The 14,854-nt window shown below is 27.4% G+C and carries 18 protein-coding genes; 13 read left to right on the forward strand and 5 right to left on the reverse strand.

The window, feature by feature from the left end:
• Window positions 1–179 precede the first annotated feature (179 nt).
• The 6 genes from CCANL266_RS04310 to CCANL266_RS04335 all read left to right on the forward strand — a co-directional run bounded on the left by CCANL266_RS04310 (window position 180) and on the right by CCANL266_RS04335 (window position 5,452).
• Window positions 180–1,880 (forward strand): portal protein, encoded by a 1,701-nt coding sequence (locus tag CCANL266_RS04310; protein ID WP_172231880.1) that lies wholly within the window; start codon window positions 180–182, stop codon window positions 1,878–1,880.
• A gap of 454 nt (window positions 1,881–2,334) precedes the next feature.
• Window positions 2,335–2,988, forward strand: a complete 654-nt coding sequence (locus CCANL266_RS04315; protein ID WP_172231883.1) for a hypothetical protein — start codon at window positions 2,335–2,337, stop codon at window positions 2,986–2,988.
• On the forward strand, window positions 2,973–3,329 hold the full coding sequence (locus tag CCANL266_RS04320) for a hypothetical protein (protein ID WP_172231886.1): 357 nt from the start codon (window positions 2,973–2,975) through the stop codon (window positions 3,327–3,329). The genes CCANL266_RS04315 and CCANL266_RS04320 overlap by 16 nt, the downstream gene beginning before the upstream one ends.
• Window positions 3,330–3,342: 13 nt before the next feature.
• Window positions 3,343–4,410: a tyrosine-type recombinase/integrase gene (locus CCANL266_RS04325; protein WP_172231889.1), complete on the forward strand. Its 1,068-nt coding sequence runs from the start codon at window positions 3,343–3,345 to the stop codon at window positions 4,408–4,410.
• 326 nt (window positions 4,411–4,736) lie between these two features.
• Window positions 4,737–4,913, forward strand: coding sequence for a hypothetical protein (locus CCANL266_RS04330; protein WP_172231892.1), 177 nt, complete (start codon window positions 4,737–4,739; stop codon window positions 4,911–4,913).
• A 5-nt stretch (window positions 4,914–4,918) separates the two neighbouring features.
• Entirely contained in the window at window positions 4,919–5,452 is a 534-nt protein-coding gene (locus tag CCANL266_RS04335; protein WP_172231895.1) for a hypothetical protein, read from the forward strand.
• Window positions 5,453–5,678: 226 nt separating this feature from the next.
• On the opposite strand, the gene def is transcribed toward CCANL266_RS04335, so the two are convergent.
• From def to tig, 4 genes are read right to left on the reverse strand one after another with little or no spacing between them, the layout of a single operon-like run.
• On the reverse strand, window positions 5,679–6,203 hold the full coding sequence (def, locus tag CCANL266_RS04340) for a peptide deformylase (RefSeq protein WP_172231898.1): 525 nt from the start codon (window positions 6,201–6,203) through the stop codon (window positions 5,679–5,681).
• Window positions 6,200–7,204, reverse strand: a complete 1,005-nt coding sequence (locus tag CCANL266_RS04345; protein WP_172231901.1) for a GGDEF domain-containing protein — start codon at window positions 7,202–7,204, stop codon at window positions 6,200–6,202. Before CCANL266_RS04345 ends, def begins: the two co-directional genes overlap by 4 nt.
• 13 nt (window positions 7,205–7,217) lie before the next feature.
• Window positions 7,218–7,805, reverse strand: a complete 588-nt coding sequence (gene clpP / locus CCANL266_RS04350) for an ATP-dependent Clp endopeptidase proteolytic subunit ClpP (protein ID WP_172231904.1) — start codon at window positions 7,803–7,805, stop codon at window positions 7,218–7,220.
• Window positions 7,802–9,091 carry a trigger factor gene (gene tig, locus CCANL266_RS04355; RefSeq protein WP_172231907.1) on the reverse strand — a complete coding sequence of 430 codons (1,290 nt, stop codon included), beginning with the start codon at window positions 9,089–9,091 and terminating at the stop codon, window positions 7,802–7,804. The genes clpP and tig overlap by 4 nt, the downstream gene beginning before the upstream one ends.
• Before the next feature lie 75 nt (window positions 9,092–9,166).
• On the opposite strand from tig, the gene folE reads away from it, so the two are divergent.
• The 3 genes from folE (at window position 9,167) to CCANL266_RS04370 (ending at window position 11,606) form a co-directional block, all read left to right on the forward strand.
• A complete protein-coding gene (folE, locus tag CCANL266_RS04360; RefSeq protein WP_224316256.1) occupies window positions 9,167–9,706 on the forward strand; it encodes a GTP cyclohydrolase I FolE in 540 nt (179 codons plus the stop codon).
• A complete protein-coding gene (gene fliI, locus CCANL266_RS04365; protein ID WP_172231913.1) occupies window positions 9,703–10,998 on the forward strand; it encodes a flagellar protein export ATPase FliI in 1,296 nt (431 codons plus the stop codon). Before folE ends, fliI begins: the two co-directional genes overlap by 4 nt.
• Window positions 10,999–11,174: 176 nt before the next feature.
• The gene (locus tag CCANL266_RS04370; protein WP_172231916.1) at window positions 11,175–11,606 is read left to right on the forward strand and encodes a hypothetical protein; all 432 of its coding nucleotides are present in this window, start codon (window positions 11,175–11,177) and stop codon (window positions 11,604–11,606) included.
• Window positions 11,607–11,668: 62 nt separating this feature from the next.
• On the opposite strand, the gene CCANL266_RS04375 is transcribed toward CCANL266_RS04370, so the two are convergent.
• Window positions 11,669–12,733 carry a tyrosine-type recombinase/integrase gene (locus CCANL266_RS04375; RefSeq protein ID WP_172231919.1) on the reverse strand — a complete coding sequence of 355 codons (1,065 nt, stop codon included), beginning with the start codon at window positions 12,731–12,733 and terminating at the stop codon, window positions 11,669–11,671.
• A gap of 164 nt (window positions 12,734–12,897) precedes the next feature.
• On the opposite strand from CCANL266_RS04375, the gene efp reads away from it, so the two are divergent.
• Genes efp through cmoB form a run of 4 tightly spaced genes read left to right on the forward strand, consistent with a single transcriptional unit; the run spans window position 12,898 to window position 14,853 of the window.
• Window positions 12,898–13,467, forward strand: a complete 570-nt coding sequence (efp, locus tag CCANL266_RS04380) for an elongation factor P (RefSeq protein ID WP_172231922.1) — start codon at window positions 12,898–12,900, stop codon at window positions 13,465–13,467.
• Complete coding sequence (locus CCANL266_RS04385; RefSeq protein ID WP_172231925.1) at window positions 13,467–13,790, forward strand: hypothetical protein; 324 nt, start codon at window positions 13,467–13,469, stop codon at window positions 13,788–13,790. Before efp ends, CCANL266_RS04385 begins: the two co-directional genes overlap by 1 nt.
• 2 nt (window positions 13,791–13,792) lie before the next feature.
• Entirely contained in the window at window positions 13,793–14,059 is a 267-nt protein-coding gene (locus CCANL266_RS04390; RefSeq protein ID WP_172231928.1) for a DUF2018 family protein, read from the forward strand.
• A complete protein-coding gene (gene cmoB / locus CCANL266_RS04395) occupies window positions 14,059–14,853 on the forward strand; it encodes a tRNA 5-methoxyuridine(34)/uridine 5-oxyacetic acid(34) synthase CmoB (RefSeq protein WP_172231931.1) in 795 nt (264 codons plus the stop codon). Before CCANL266_RS04390 ends, cmoB begins: the two co-directional genes overlap by 1 nt.
• Window position 14,854: the final 1 nt, after the last annotated feature.

A 14,854-nucleotide genomic window follows, 5' to 3' on the forward strand; every position in this document is an offset into this window, starting at 1 on the left:
AGTTAATTTGCTTTAAAGCCAACTAATCATAAAAACAAAAATATTTTTTAAGTGGGGCGACTTGAATTTATTTTGTGTATTTTTGGGGCGATTTATGGCACTAAAATAAGTTTTTAGTTTTGGTTAATCTTTTGAAAAAGATTAAAAGGCTTAAAATGAACCTAAATAAACTCAAAAAAATGTTTAAAGAAGCAAAAGAACTAAAATACGCTGAGCGTAAAGAATACGAACAAAGCTGCGAGTATTATCACAATAATCAACTCAGCGATGAAGTCTTAGCAATTCTTAAAGAAAGAGGACAGCCACCGCAAAGCGAAAATATATTTGCAATGCTTGTAAATAAAGTACTTGGATATAAAAATCAAGAGCAATTAGATATCCAAGTATTGCCTACGCAAGAGCATAACAAGGACCTAGCGATTTTGCTTAGTAATATTTTAGAGAGCCTATTTGATTATGAATGGCAAAAAGAGAGTAAGAAACTATTCCTAGATTTAGCAAATGGGGTGGCAATAGCCAAGATATGGTGCGTGGCTAGTAAAACTACGAATAAATGGGGCGAACCCAACAAAGAATTACACATAAAACGCATTGACCCAAAATGCTTTTATATAGACCCTTATAGCAAAGGGTATGCTGCAAAAGATAGCAGATATTTTCATCATATACAACTAATTAGCCTTGATGAGGCTAAAAAGTTTTTTAAAGGAAAAATTACTCCTAGCTGTGTGATAACCAACAGCTACGGAAGCGAGTTTATCCGTGTGGTGGAAACTTGGTATAAAGAAAACGACGCTTGGCATAGGGTCTTTTGGAATAATGAAACGATTTTTAAAAGTGAAAAAAATGTGTTGAGTTTTAATAAAACGCCTTATGTGGTGCAAAAGTTTAACATAGATGAGAAAAATAACTTTTATGGCTTTTTAAGAACTCTTAAACCTGTATTAGACTTTATAAACTATGCAGAGAATAGAATGGCAAATATGCTAAATAGCACAAAGATTTTTTATGAAAAAAGTGCAGTGGATAATCCTGAAGAGTTTGAGCGTGGGGCTAGTATGGATAATGTGATTTTACCTGTGCGTGATGGAGCATTATCAGGTAATAAAATCCGTGTAGATAATCAAGCACAAGAAATTAGCCAAATAGCTGCAAAAGTGAATGAAAAGAGAAATACGGCTCAGTTTCTCGTAGGATTTAATAGCGAGATGTTAGGTTTTACAAATGCTCGTGTGAGCACAGAAACCGTAATGCAAAGAAATAAAGCAGGTGTAATTAGTCTTGAACTTTATATGCAAAGCACGATAGCATTGCAAAAAAATATGGCAAGAATGATGTTAGACTATATACAGCATTATTTTGATACCGAGCAAGTATTTAGACTTGTGGATAAAGAAAATTATGAAATGTACTATCAGACAATAAATGAAGTAGTGCAAGAAAATGGTGTGGCAATTTATGAAAACGGAAAGCCTAAAATAAATAATGCCATATCCTTTGATAGATATGATATTCAACTAAGCACTAGAACAGATACAGACGCAAGCGAATTAAAATTCGCCACTTGGGGCGAAATCTTAAAAACCATTGCAACAATAGACCTGCAACTAGTCTATAAGTTGATACCAATGATGTTCAGCGATGCATCAAATGCAACTTATAGAAAAGTTGCAAATATTATGCAAGAGCATATAGAGCAAATGCAACAAAATCCAAAACAAGACCCTAACGCTAACTTTAATCAAGCTATGCAGCAGTTGATGTTGGAAGAAAAACAAGCTGATATAAATGTCAAAAAATCAAAAACAGCAGAGAACGTGGCAAAAAGCCAATATCACCTTAAAAAAACAGACAATCAAGGGGAGCGAAACGACCTTTAAAAAAATTCGCTCCTAAATCATATTTTTTAAGTTTTTTTTAAGCAAAACTTACTATTTTATTTATAGTTAAATTTAATAAATTTATACAAAAAAAATAAATAAAAAAAAATAAAAAAAATATTTTTATTTTTTCTAAATTACTACTACTACAGCATTTAAGCATTTTTCAAATTACAATTAAGGTAATCTTAAGGTATTTTTTTATAATTTTATTATTTTTTTTAATTGCTTATTTGCTTTATTGCCTAGCATTTTAACACTTTATAAAAAATTATTTAAGCTGAATTTTATTTTTTTAGTATTTTTTAAGTTTAAAACTTTATAATGCTTTTTATGTAAATTTAATTCATATAAGATGAATTAAAAGTTCTTTGACATATCATTGTTAAAAAAGAGGAGAAAATATTTTTTATGTGAGCTGATTTTATTTTTTTTAAAAACAAAAGGATAAAAGATGCAAAAAAGCGACTATATTCGTTTATCAGAAAAAATAAACAATGCCGAAAAACTTTTAATGTTAGAAGCGTTTTATCAAATCGGCAGCAAAAAAAAGACATTTGACTTTGCCTATATTGAAAAGCTTATTGGTGTTAAAAAAATAAGTACTTTAAAATACTTGAAACATCTAGAAAACCTAGAATTTGTTGAAAAGGTAAATTCTAGTGAAAGCGATGTTAGTTTTTATTTAATACAAAAACACGATTTAACACTAGAAAAAATCAAAGAAACTGCTAATTTTAGTTTTGAGCTATTTCTTGATTTTATAGATTACAAGAAACGCTTATTAAAAAAACACAACAAAAAAAGAGCTTTTGAAGATACGCAATTTGTAAAAACCGCAAAAGCTTTAAACGATTTAAAGGATTATGATTTAGCAAATGCAACTATGGAGCTAACAATGGAGCGTGGTTGGCTTGGGTTATTTCCTGAACAAGCTAAAAAACAACTAATGCAAAAAAGAAGAGCTGCAAATTTTAATAATTTGCAAAATATAAGTATTAGTGAGTTAATTAAAGCACCTGATAATACAATAGTTAAAGACGGCGTTAAATACACAGCTATTTTAACAGCAAATGGTTGGGAGATAAGCAAATGTGTAGCGAGTTAAAAGAATTATTAGATACTGCAATTATTCGTGCAGGATTATGCAGACAAGAGGTGCTAAGGCTTGAAAAAGCATTAAAAAATGTTTGCTATGTAGATGAGTTTATAGATAATATTTATAGTGATAGCGATGAAGTTGTTAGTTATAATATAAAAGCATACTCATATGTCTATTTCTTGCACTATCTTAAAAAAGACAGCGAAAAAGCAAAACTTTTTAAAGCAGAAGATATGTTTAAAAATGAAAAATTACTAAGCAGTAGTGAAAAAAACTTAATAGCATTTGCAAAAAATTGCTATACAAACAAGACTGAACAAATTATGTTCGTTTCTCAATATCTTTAAAAAAGGAGAAACGATGAAAATTGTAAGCAGAAACAATAAGCTATATATTCATTATATAAATAATGAAAATAAGCTAATTCGCTTTAGCACTAAACTTAGTGCAAATAAGAGCAATTTAACTTATGTAAAGGCAAATATCTTTAAGTTAATAAAGGATTATGAGCTTGATTTGAAACTTTCAAAGGAAAGCTTTGAAGGGTATGCTTTAAAATTTTTAAAGCACAATGAGGTTGGTAAAAAAGATATTACTAATAAAAATAATAAAAGAATATTTAAAAACCACATCTCCCCATACTTTAAAACTTTAAAAGACCTAAATTATAAAAATGTGCAAAGCTTTATTTCTAAGCTAAATGAAAACAACAGCCTATGTGCTGAGTTTAAAAAAGATATAGCAAATAGGTTGAAAGCTTTATGTACTGAAGCAATTGAAAGCGAAAGCATAAAAACTTTTGCTTTTCCAAAAACAAATTTTAAAGATAATAAAGTTAAACTAAATATCAGCGACAAAGTTTTAACCATTGAAGAGCTAAGAAATTTAATTGAAAGCTGCAAAGATGATTTTTTGAAGCAGGTAATAATTATTAAGTGCTTTACGGGTATTAGAAATAGTGAGTTAATAGCACTCACTTGGGATTGTATTGATTATGAAAATGAGAAAATCACAATCAAATACAATATTTCAGATGGCAAAATCACCACAACCAAAACAAACAGAGTGAGGGTGATTGATATGCTCCCTCAAGTCAAAACAGCTTTGCAAGAGATAGAAAACAATCATAAGCACAACGATACTTATGTTTTATCAAGTGCTAAAAATAAAACACGCTACACAAATAGTAGCGCATTGGTAAAACGCTTTAAAGATTATTTAAAAGCTAATGATTTTAAAGAATTAAAATTTTATTGGACGCGACATATTTTCGCAACTCTATGTCTAAGCAAAAATATTCCTATCGATTGGATATCATCTACTTTAGGGCACCATAAAATTAATACGACATTAACATACTATGCAACATACATTGAAGACAAAGAAAAGATAGACGCAATTAAAAATGAGTTTAAAACGATATGCTAGAGTTTTAAGAAAATTGTGTCAAATTGTGCTAAATTGTGTTTTTTAATCTTATTTGCCTAGTTAGTAGGTAAATAAACATTTTAATTTTAGCACAATTTTAAATTTAAAAAAAAATTAACTCTCTTTTTTTTCAATATTTCCGAGTTTGCTTAGAATTTGGATTAGAAATTTTAAATTAAATTAAAAATATTTTTAATATTATTTATTACAAAAAATAACATAATTTTAATAATTATTTTAAATTTTATAAATTTTTATTGTTTGTTTGGTATAATTAACTTTATTTTTATATAGCTAAAAATTATTATGGTGAAGGTAAAAAGCTCTTGCCAGATGATAGTATTGAAGATGTTATGTGGTGGGTTTTGTATTATAAACGCATGTACGGCTTAACTAATAAAACACAAGATTATATTATGTTAGACAAGCTAAGCTACGATGATTATCAAGAAATCTATGAAATGATAAAAAGAGTGCCTTATGGCAATATTTATATGATATAGATATTATGACAGAATATAGACTATCTAATATGCTTGGTTTGGTTATGCTATATACAAATTATACATCAAATAGAGCTTATGAATATTATATAAAAGATTATGATAAAGCAAGTGAAATTTATGAGCTTTTAAATGTAGCTTTTAATAAATACTATACATATCAAGCAGAGAAAAAATTGAATTACGCACTATATTTAGATGTCATGATAGATCTTTTAAGCATTTCGGCATTTAAATATTATAGTAAAAACAATTACTACGATGGAACTTCAAAAATAGATGTTACTAATATACCTTTACCTGATTATATTTGTAATGCTACAGATACAATAAAAATTAATGAATATTTTAAAAAAGCTATTTTATTTACAGACGAAAGTAAGTTATTTATAAGGAGTATATATAAAGGCTCTGTTAATTATTTACATGCTTTACATAAATATTGCCCAGAAGATAAGGAAATAAGATATAGAATGCTTAATGTTATTGTTAATAAATTTCAACCAATGTATAAAAAAGGAGAATTAAATGATAGATAAAGAAAAGAAAGTTATAGCAGATTTTTTATATGATTCTATAAAAGAATCATCTGAAGTATTAAAAGATACTAATGATTCAATGAGAATTGTTAATAAATGTTCTAATCATTACGAAAAATTGAAACAATATATTAGCACTTATGTATATCTTAATACTATTCTAATAATATTTTTTAAGATAATAAACTTAATAACAATTGAAACATTTTCACTTTTATATAATGAATTATTTATTTTTTTTACGCTTTTTGCTTTCTTTGTAATGTTTTTCAAATTTTTTCTTAGCATTAAAAGAAATCTTTTCAATAAATAAATGTCCATCAAGATGGTCATTTTCATGTTGAATAGCTACTGCAAGTAGCCCGTTAGCTTCTAATGTTTTTTTGTTGTTAAATCTATCGTAATACTCAACCTTTATGCTATCATACCTAGTTACTTCTTCAAAAAAACCAGGCACGCTAAGACAACCTTCTTCATAAATTTGCTTGGCATCGCCAATAGGGGTTATAACAGGATTAATAAACTCAATTAAATCTTTTTTATCTTGAATCGATTCTTCGTTTAAAAGATTAATAATAAAAATTCTTTTATTTACTCCAACTTGAATTGCTGCAAGGCCAATACCATTAGATGCAATCATGGTATCATACATATCATCTAAAAATTTTCTTAAATCATCGTCAATTACACTAACCTCATTGCATTTTTGAAATAAAATAGGATTAGGGTAGGTTAGTATATCTAATTTCATTCGCTATCTTCCACAACTGCAAAATATTCACTATCTTTACCAGTGCTTGATAATATATTAATAGCTTTTGCAAACTGTTCATCTAAATTACCATCTTTTAAAGCACATACACTCATTTCAATATCCATATTAATTTCTTTTTCATCTATAAAAAATGTAGTATTATAAAATAAATCACTAATTCTTTCACAAGCTTTTTTAGCACTTACAATATCAGTATGTTTCATTTCCATAATAAAAATTCCATCACCATAATGTGCAACAACATCACTTCTTCTTGAAGTTTTTAGTAGGAGCTTTGCTGCATTTCTCATAAGTAAAGTTTTATCTTTTTGTAATTGAATACTTTCTAATAAATTTTCCTTGATTCTTAAAAATAATAAAGATACGGAATAACCATATTTATTTATATCATCTAAATCTTTTTTTACACTTTTTAATAAATAGCGTTTATTAAATACGCCAAATTTATCATCAAATTCGCTTTGCTCATCAACTCTTTTATAAATAGTTGTTATTTCTTCATAGCCTTGTTTTATACTATTTAATTGAGCATCTAAGGCTACTGTTAATTTATTTATATCATTATCAAGCGTTTTTAAAACACTCTGAACAGCTAATGAACTATTTGATATTTTTAAATCTTGAGTTTTATTTTTAATCAAAGTTTTTATGGTAACAATATTTTTATAAATCATCGATATTGTACCAACAAGCTGTTTAATACTGCTAAATGTTAATTTTATGTCTTGTTCTATGTTTGCTATTTTATTATTTTGATCATCTTTTTCAAACGACATCATTTCATTAACACGCTTTTTAAATGCCATAGCTTTTGTTTCTAATAATTTTTCAAAATATATTGAATAATTATTAGGTGTAGGTGCTACATTATCATCAATTAACTGTTTTACAACCTGCTGCGCAAATTTCTCAAATTCTCCTCCCCCAAGTTTTTGAATTTTTACACCCTCAGCATTTAAATCTAATTCTTCACTCAAGACTTCTTTCCTATTATTTAAAACTTTTTTCTAATATTTTATCAATTAAACCATATTTTAAAGCTTCTTGCGAACTCATAAAATTATCTCTTTCAGTATCTTTTTCAATAGTTTTTAGAGATTTACCTGTGTTTTTTGCTAGAGTTTGATTTAATAAAAGCTTTAATCTCAATATTTCTTTGGTATGTATTTCAATATCAGTTGCCTGTCCTCTTGCTCCACCTAAAGGTTGATGAATCATAATTCTAGCATTTGGTAGAGCAAACCTTTTACCCTTAGTACCGCTACTTAGCAAAAATGCGCCCATTGAAGCAGCTTGACCTATGCAAATAGTGCTAATATCTGGCTTAATGTAATTCATTGTATCATATATGCTAAGACCACTAGTTACTACACCACCTGGACTATTTATGTATAAATATATATCTTTGCTAGCATCTTGCGCTTCTAAAAAAAGTAATTGAGCAACAATTGATGAAGCAACTTCATCATTAATTTCGCCACTTAAAAGGACAATTCTGTCCTTTAAAAGTCTTGAATATATATCATAGCTTCTTTCACCCTTGCTTGTTTTTTCAATTACATATGGGATATAGCTCATTTATCTTTTCCTAAAAAAATATCAGCAAATAGTTTTTCTTCTAATAAACTCATTCTAATAGCTGGTATTGTGCCATTTTGTTGATAATTTTCCATAAGTTTTTTAGGTTCAACACCATAACGCATAGCTTCAAAGTAAATAGCCTGTGCTACTTCTTGGTCATTTACAATTACATTTCTTAATCTTGCTAATTCATCTACAATAAAGGTTAGTTTTACGCTTTTTGCAGCTTCAACTTCAAATTCTTTTCTTTTTTCTTCAAGTTTTTTATCGTCTTTTAGTTCTTCTAATTGCTCTTTTGTAAATGTTCTTGCTGCTTGATTTAATTGTAAATTTGTTTCTTGCTCTAAAATATTTTGAGGAAGCTCAAAATCATATTTTTCTAGCATTTTGTCTATAAATTCTATTTTTAATTTTTCGTCAATTAGCTTAAATTTCGCCTCATTTTGCATTTGTTCTTTAATTTTTTCGTCTAATAATTCTTCGCTAACTTTTTCTTCATTTGGTAAAAGTTTTTTTAGAAGTTCTTCATTTATTTCAGGTATTTTTTTACCATGAATTTCATGTAATTTTATTTTAAATACAACTTCCTTGCCTGCTAAATTTGCTGCTTGATAATTTTCTGGGAAAGTTACATTAATATCTTTTTCTTCGCCAACTTTCATATCAATCATAGAATCTTCAAAACCTGGAATGAATTGATTTGAACCGATTTCTAACATATAGTCGTTTGCTTTTCCACCTTCAAATGCAACACCATCTAAAAAGCCTTCAAAGTCAAATTTAGCATAATCACCTTTTTTTAGGATTTGTTTTTTTGTTTTTTCTAAAGGAGCGTATTGCTTTAACATTGCTTCTTTTCTTGCTTTTAAGTCTTTATCTTTTATTTCTTCTACTTTAACTTCTGGGATTAATTTTTCATAACCATCTAAATTAATAGTTGGTCTAAAGCTTATTAAAAATTCAACTTCAATTCCATTATCATTTCTATTAAATTTTTTAAATACAGGTTCGCCTATTAAATCTTTTTCATCTTTGCCTATTTCTTTAATAGCTTCTTTGTAAGCAATACCGATTAATTCTTGTTCTGAATCTTTAGTTAAAGAATCTTTATATCTATCAAGAACAACATTTAAAGGAACTTTACCTTTTCTAAAACCTTTTATCTCAATATTTTTACTAGCTTTTACAGCAATTTCTTTAATTTTTTCATCTATAGATGCTTTTTCAATTACTCCACTTGCTGTGTAATTGATTGAATTAATTTGTTTTGTTGAAAGTTTCATTAAACTACCTTTTGTAAAATATTTCACATAATTTTTAACAAATAAAATTAATAAATGGCAAAATTAGGAAAATTAATGCAAAAAATTATTGAAAATTTATTAGAAAAAATAGGCGAAAATCCGCAAAGAGAAGGGCTAATTAAAACTCCAAAAAGAGTTAGTGATGCGTATGAATTCTTATGCAGTGGATACAAAATGAATGCTGATGAAATTTTAAATCAAGCCTTATTTAAAACAGATAATAGTGAAATGGTCTTAGTTAAAGATATTGACTTTTTTTCATTATGTGAGCATCATTTGTTACCTTTTTTTGGAGTTGTGCATATTGCCTACATTCCAAATGGAACTGTAGTTGGTCTTTCAAAGTTACCTCGTTTGGTAGAAGTTTTTTCAAGAAGATTGCAAATACAAGAGCAATTATGTGAGCAAATTAGTTCTGCTTTATTTGATATTTTAAAACCTAAAGGCGTTGCTGTTACGATACAAGCACAACATATGTGTATGCAAATGCGTGGTGTTCAAAAAGTTGGTTCAAAAACAATAACTTCATCTTTAAAAGGAATATTTTTAAGCGATGAAAGAACTAGAAAGGAATTTTACTCTTTAATTAAATGAATTTAGAAAAATTAAAATCAAATATAAAAAATATTCCTTTATCAAAAAATTTTGGTTATATATATAAAATAAGCTCAATAAGTATTGAAATTAAAGGTATTAGCACTAGTGTTGGAGATTTAATAAGACTTGAAAATAGTGAAAAAACAGCCTATGCAATGGTTGTAAAGGTTGAAGAATATTCAAGTTTTTTAAGCCCTTTTGATTTTGTAGAAGGTTTTAAAATTGGAGATAAAGCTTATATTGAAGAAGCAAATATGCAAATACCTTGCTCTATGCAGTTGCTTGGAAGGGTGGTTGATCCTTTTATGAGACCAAAAGATGGTAAAGAAAAAATAACTCCAGATAAAATGATGCCAATTTTAAGAGCACCAATCGATGCTTTAAAAAGAGGTCTTATAAGCAAACCTTTTCCTGTGGGTATAAAAAGCATTGATGGCTTACTAACTTGTGGAGTAGGGCAAAAATTAGGTATTTTTGCTGGTTCGGGGGTTGGTAAATCAACACTTATGGGTATGATAGTTAAAAACGCCCCAACAGCAGTAAAAGTTGTTGCATTAATAGGTGAGCGTGGAAGAGAAATTCCTGAATTTATTCATAAAAATTTGGGCGGAAATATGGATGATACGGTTATGATTGTGGCAACCAGCGATGATAGTGCTTTAATGCGTAAATATGGGGCATTTTGCGCTATGAGTGTTGCAGAATATTTTAAAGAACAAGGAATGGATGTGCTTTTTATTATGGATAGCGTTACTCGTTTTGCTATGGCTCAAAGAGAAATCGGACTTGCTCTTGGTGAGCCACCTACTGCTAAAGGCTATCCGCCAAGTGTTTTTAACCTGTTACCACAACTAATGGAGCGAGCTGGTAAAGAAGAGGGAAAGGGGACTATAACTGCTTTTTTTACAGTGCTTGTAGATGGTGATGATATGAGTGACCCTATTGCTGATCAAAGTCGTTCAATTTTAGATGGGCATATAGTATTAGATAGAAAACTTACTGATTTTGGAATATATCCACCTATAAATATCCAAAATTCAGCAAGTAGGGTTATGGGAGATGTAGTTACAGCTGAACACAAAGCTAATGCAGCTAAGTTTAAAAGACTTAATTCTGTTTTAAAAGAAAATGAAACATTAATAAGAATAGGTGCTTATGTAAAAGGTAGTGATAAAGAGCTTGATTTAGCAATTAGCAAAAAAGATTATATGAATGATTTTTTAAGACAGGGCAATGAAGATAGCTTTAGTTTTGAAGAAGTTTTAGAGCTTTTAGATAAAATCAATTAAATGCTTATTTTAATACGGGAAAAATACTTAATTTAGTTTTATAAAGTTGTTAATTTTATAAATTATAAAATCAAAAAAAAAGCACAAAAACAGATAATATTGATATAACTTATAAACAATTATCCGATGTAATAGCACTTTTTGCAAGCGATAATGTACCTACAAAAAGTTATGAGTTGCAAGATAAATATCCAAACCAAGCAAATTCCCCAAAGATTTTAAGCGATGATGATAATAAAGAATACCAACAATTGCTTCAAAACGCTAAAAATACTTTAAAAGTAGGTTTAAACGATGAAGGTAAATTGCAAATTATTGACAAAGCAAGTACAAATACTCCAATTGATATTGCAATTTATGATAAAAATGCTATGAGCGAAAATGAATTTGATTTTGGAACTGATGCTGATGGTAATAAAATAAGCACAGGGGTAAAAAAAGGAAATATTTTCAATTTTAATACAAATTCAAGCTTGATTGTAGATGAAAATCATGTTGATATTATAAAAGATTTACAAACTATGATTGACGCAGTTAGAAACGGTAATTATAGAGCAGATAATAATAATCTTAATTATTTATTTAAGTATACAAAAAATACGCATTAATAAAATTAATATTAAACCCTATTTTAAAAAGAATAGTAATAAAAGACTATTCTTTTTTATTTTTATTCATCGTTTTTACTTAGCGTAGAAGCTATATTAGCAGCTAATTTTAGTTTTTCATTATCAAAATGAGTATAAATTCTTGAAGTGTTTAAAGAAGCATGTCCTAAAGCTTCTTGAACTAAAACTAGGTCTTTTTCTTTTTTGTAAAGTAGGGTAGCAAAACTATGCCTTAACATATGTGCTCCATTTTTTTCTTTTCGTATTCCTGCTTTTATTAAAAGATTTTCAATGAGTCTAGAAATATAAGCTTGAGTGAGTAATTTATTGTTTTTGCTTGTAAAAATATACTCATCTTTTGTTTTGTTTATATTTAATAAATGTTTTTCAATACTATTTTTATTTAATAAAACTATTCTATGTTTGTTACCTTTACCTTTAATTCTAATACAATAAATATCATTTTCTATATAAATATCTTTAGGTTTTAATCTTAACATCTCACTAACTCTAATTCCTGTAAATAAAATAATTTTTATTGCTAACTTATTTCTATCAGAAAAATTTTTATATTCAAATTCCTCTAAGGTTTGTAAAAACAACTTCATTTGCTCTTCGTTCATATATTCTGGCAATTTTGTATTTGTATAGCTAGAAACTCCACCCCACCTTTTTAATTCAATATTATACGAATATGAATTTTCATTTTCATCTTCGTTTTGCTTGCTTATAAAGTTAAAAAAATTAATTAAACACATTCTATAATTTTTTTTACTAGCATCACTTAAACCAGAAGTTATTATGTTTAAAATTTCAGACACTAATTCTTCGTCAATTTGCCTTAAAGAATAAAGTTTATAAGTAATTATTATTTTATAAAATTTTTCTAAAGGTAAAAAATAGGTATTTATGCCGATAAGTCCAATATTTCTTGCTTGTTTGCTTAGCTGCTTAATTTTTTTTAAATTTAACTCATTATTAGATAGCTCCTGATTAATTAAAGTAAATGTATCTTTATCATCAACTAAAGAATTTGATAAAGAATTTATCTTATATTTTATAAATTTCTTAATCCAAAACAATAATGATAAAGAAAAATTATCTTCACAATCTAGTGGATATTTCATATATTAACCCTTTTTTACAAATAATTTTTTGTAAAAAAATACATAAAATTATTTGTATTATTTTTTGTAAAAAAATATGTAATTTTTTTTTTGTAAAAAATATTGGAAAATTATATAAAAATTTAGTAATATATAAAAAATATAATTTATTAAAAAGGAAACAAATGGCATCTTATTCAATGGGTGATTTAAAAAAAGGTTTAAAGATTGAGATTGAAGGAGTTCCATATAAAATTGTGGAATATCAACATGTAAAGCCAGGTAAAGGACCAGCTTTTGTTAGAATTAAAATTAAGTCTTTTGTTAATGGTAAAGTTTTAGAAAAAACATTCCACGCAGGTGATAAGTGTGAAGCCCCTAATTTAGTTGAAAAGCAAATGCAATATTTATATGATGATGGTGAATTTTGCCAATTTATGGACACTGAAAGCTATGAGCAAGTTGCAATTAGTGAAGAAGATGTTGGAGAGAGTAAAAAATGGATGATTGATGGAATGGGGGTTAGTGTTTTATTCCACAATGGTAAAGCAATTGGGGTTGAAGTGCCGCAAGTTGTTGAATTAAAAATTGTTGAAACTCAACCAAATTTTAAAGGCGACACACAAGGTTCAAATAAAAAACCAGCAACTTTAGAAAGCGGAGCAGTTGTGCAAATACCTTTCCATGTTTTAGAAGGTGAAGTTATTAGAGTAGATACTGTTCGTGGCGAATACATTGAAAGAGCAAATAAATAATGCAAGAAAAAGCACTAAGAATTAAATACATTAGAACGCTTGAAAGGTGTTCTAAGCGTTTTGCTAGTGCTTTAAAAAATTCTAATTTTAATGAAGAATTGTTTGTTGTTTGTAGAGAACAAAATATAAAATTGTTAGAAAAATGTGAAAAAATTTTTTTAGATTCTACTTATTCAAAGGAATTAGAAAAATTTGTAAACGACTGTTGTTATAAAAACTATGCTTTTAATGAATTGATCGCAAAATATAATTTTTTAGAAAAATTAAAAAATGCAAATCAATATAAAAAAGAAAAGCATAAATTAAAAATTTACGAGTATTAAAAATGATAAATTTAGATTATGATATTTTTGAATCAAGTCCTATGGAAAAATTATTAGATATTTTGCAAAATGCTCCAAAAAGTACAATAGAAAGGGCTATGCAAAGACTGTTTATTGAGCATATTGCTATGCTAGAATTATTAGAAAAGCAAGAAATTAGTGAAGATAAAATAAAAGAATATATTTTTAATAATGAAAATTCCCTTTTAGAGCAAGTTCCAAATATGTGTATTGATTTAGGTGCAAAAGTTTTAGGTCAGGAAGGTTAATGAAGAAAATATATTTTAATGAAGCAGTTGAAATATATGATGATTCTTTAAATATGCAAGAAGTATATTCTAAAGCCAAAGAACTTGTACCTTGGAGAAAGGGTCCATTTAAGATTAATGATTTATTTATAGATAGTGAGTGGCGTAGTAATATTAAATTTGATTTATTAAAAGAGCATTTTAAGGATTTATTAAAAGATAAAATTGTAGCTGATATTGGCTGTAATAATGGTTATTATATGTTTAAAATGCTTGAATATGGTGCAAAAAAGATTATAGGCTTTGACCCAAGTGAGCATTGTTATAAACAATTTTGTTTTTTAAATTCTTTAATTAATAGTGATATTGTGTTTGAAAGATTAGGGGTAGAGAATTTAATAAATTACAAACATCGTTTTGATGTGATTTTTTGTTTAGGTGTTTTATATCACAGAAGTGACCCAATAAATACTTTAAAACAATTAAAACAAAGTTTAAACCCTAGCGGTGTATTATTTTTAGATACTATTTATGTTGAAAGTGATGAAGAAATTGCTTTGTGCCCAAAAAATTCTTATGCGAAAATGAGTAATGTTTATTTCTTGCCAAGTATTAAGGCCTTGCAAAATTGGTGCGAAAGGGCAAAATTTAAAAATTTTACAATATTATCAAAAAAATCAACCGATACTGATGAGCAAAGAAAAACAGAGTGGATAAATTCTCATTCTTTAGAAGACTTTTTAAGCAAAGATGGGCAAAAAACTATAGAAGGCTATGAAAGCCCAAAAAGAATTTATGTTAAATTGGAAATATAAA

Origin of the sequence: Campylobacter canadensis, assembly GCF_013177655.1 — a bacterium.
Taxonomy (GTDB): domain Bacteria; phylum Campylobacterota; class Campylobacteria; order Campylobacterales; family Campylobacteraceae; genus Campylobacter_E; species Campylobacter_E canadensis.

Excerpts from the sequence above, each read along its gene's own strand:
- CCANL266_RS04310 (WP_172231880.1), top strand. The coding sequence starts at position 180 with ATGTTTAAAGAAGCAAAAGAACTAAAATACGCTGAGCGTAAAGAATAC.
- CCANL266_RS04315 (WP_172231883.1), top strand. The coding sequence starts at position 2,335 with ATGCAAAAAAGCGACTATATTCGTTTATCAGAAAAAATAAACAATGCC.
- CCANL266_RS04320 (WP_172231886.1), top strand. The coding sequence starts at position 2,973 with ATGTGTAGCGAGTTAAAAGAATTATTAGATACTGCAATTATTCGTGCA.
- CCANL266_RS04325 (WP_172231889.1), top strand. The coding sequence starts at position 3,343 with ATGAAAATTGTAAGCAGAAACAATAAGCTATATATTCATTATATAAAT.
- CCANL266_RS04335 (WP_172231895.1), top strand. The coding sequence starts at position 4,919 with ATGACAGAATATAGACTATCTAATATGCTTGGTTTGGTTATGCTATAT.
- def (WP_172231898.1), bottom strand. The coding sequence starts at position 6,203 with ATGAAATTAGATATACTAACCTACCCTAATCCTATTTTATTTCAAAAA.
- clpP (WP_172231904.1), bottom strand. The coding sequence starts at position 7,805 with ATGAGCTATATCCCATATGTAATTGAAAAAACAAGCAAGGGTGAAAGA.
- tig (WP_172231907.1), bottom strand. The coding sequence starts at position 9,091 with ATGAAACTTTCAACAAAACAAATTAATTCAATCAATTACACAGCAAGT.
- folE (WP_224316256.1), top strand. The coding sequence starts at position 9,167 with ATGCAAAAAATTATTGAAAATTTATTAGAAAAAATAGGCGAAAATCCG.
- fliI (WP_172231913.1), top strand. The coding sequence starts at position 9,703 with ATGAATTTAGAAAAATTAAAATCAAATATAAAAAATATTCCTTTATCA.
- CCANL266_RS04375 (WP_172231919.1), bottom strand. The coding sequence starts at position 12,733 with ATGAAATATCCACTAGATTGTGAAGATAATTTTTCTTTATCATTATTG.
- efp (WP_172231922.1), top strand. The coding sequence starts at position 12,898 with ATGGCATCTTATTCAATGGGTGATTTAAAAAAAGGTTTAAAGATTGAG.
- CCANL266_RS04385 (WP_172231925.1), top strand. The coding sequence starts at position 13,467 with ATGCAAGAAAAAGCACTAAGAATTAAATACATTAGAACGCTTGAAAGG.
- CCANL266_RS04390 (WP_172231928.1), top strand. The coding sequence starts at position 13,793 with ATGATAAATTTAGATTATGATATTTTTGAATCAAGTCCTATGGAAAAA.
- cmoB (WP_172231931.1), top strand. The coding sequence starts at position 14,059 with ATGAAGAAAATATATTTTAATGAAGCAGTTGAAATATATGATGATTCT.